Genomic DNA, 1,570 nt, shown 5'->3' on the forward strand with positions numbered 1-1,570 from the left:
TGCGCTGACCGGCGCTTCCGGGCCGGCGGCGTGACCTTCTGCACCCTTTTGCGGATGCGGGCCATCCCCTTCGAGCTGGTCTGTCTGCTGGGCATGAACGAGGGCGACTACCCGCGCCGCGCGCCGCGCAGCGACTTCGACCTGATGGCCCAGCCCGGCCAGGGACGCCCGGGCGACCGCGCCCGGCGCGACGACGACCGCCAGCTGATGCTGGAGGCGCTGCTGTCCGCCCGGCGCCAGCTCTACGTGAGCTGGACGGGCCGCAGCGTGCGCGACAACAGCGCCCAGCCACCCTCGGTGCTGGTGGCCCAGCTGCGCGATTACCTGTCCGCGGGCTGGAGCCCGGCCGTGGTGACGGAGCGCACCCGGGAGCATCCGCTGCAGCCTTTCAGCCGCCGCTACTTCGAGCCCGGCAGTGCCTTCCAGACTTACGCCCGGGAATGGCGGCAGGCCCATGCGGCCACCGTGGCCGAGGCGCCAGCGCCCACCCCCGCGGTGCCGGAGGCCGAGGCCGCAACCACGGTGCTCACCCTGGAGCTGCTCGCCCGCTTCCTGCGCAACCCGGTCAAGGCCTTCTTCCGCCACCGGCTGGGCGTGGTGTTCGACGAGGCCGATGCGCTCACCGAGGACGAGGAGCGCTTTGCGCTGGACGGGCTGGAGGCCCATGGTCTGCTGGGCCGTCTGCTGGAGCAGGCGGTGGGCGCAGCGGGCGAAGCGCAGGTCCCCGTGAACGCCACCACCCTGGTCCAGCAGATCCAGCGCGAAGGAGCGCTGCCCCTGGGCGGGCCGGGGCAGAAAGTGGCCCAGACCCTGGCCGAGATGCTGGGCCAGCAACTGGCCGCCTGGGCGCGCGAACAGGCCCAGTGGCCCGAGCCGGCGCCCCATCGTCCGGTGGAAGCCCGTGCCGGCCAGGTGCTGCTGCAGGACTGGCTGCAGGGGCTGCGCCAGGCGCCCGGCGGCCTGCCGGTGGCCCTGCTCATCACGCCCAGCCGGCTGGTCCAGGGCGCGCCGGGCAAGGAGACCCCGCGGGCCGAACCGCTGCTGGCGGCCTGGCTCTGGACCCTGGCCGCCGCCGCCATGGACACGCCGGTGGGCGTGGTGCTCGTGGGGCGGGACGCCACGCTGCGCTGCCAGCCACCCGACGGGGAAGAGGCGAGGGCGGTGCTGCCCACGCTGCTTGAAGGCTGGCAGGCCGGCATGGACGCGCCCCTGCCGGTGGCCTTGCGCACCGCGCTGGCCTGGGTGCGGCAGGAACGGCCGGAACAGGCCTACGAGGGCAGCTTCACCCACACCGGCGAGGTGGTCGATCCCTGCCTGGCCCGGCTGTTCGAGGATTTCGAGGCCCTGACGGCCAATGGCCAGTTCGAGGTCTGGGCCACCCGGCTTTACGCCCCGCTGGCCGCCTGGGTGGCGCAGCAGGTGCAGATCGAACTGCACGGCAGCGCGTTGGAGACCCCGGCCGAGGAGGAAGGCTGAGATGAGCGAGCCCACCAGCCAGCGCCTGGACCCTTTGAACTTTCCGTTGCAAGGCAGCCAGCTGATCGAGGCCAGCGCCGGCACCGGCAAGACC

The 1,570-nt window shown here is 73.3% G+C and carries 1 pseudogene; it reads left to right on the top strand.

The annotated features are described in order from the left end of the window. Positions 1-1,476 (top strand): annotated as a pseudogene (locus I73_RS19430) (exodeoxyribonuclease V subunit gamma); the annotation flags it as partial. Between the last annotated feature and the right edge of the window lie 94 nt (positions 1,477-1,570).

Origin of the sequence: Ideonella sp. B508-1, assembly GCF_000333615.1 — a bacterium.
GTDB lineage: Bacteria > Pseudomonadota > Gammaproteobacteria > Burkholderiales > Burkholderiaceae_C > Ideonella.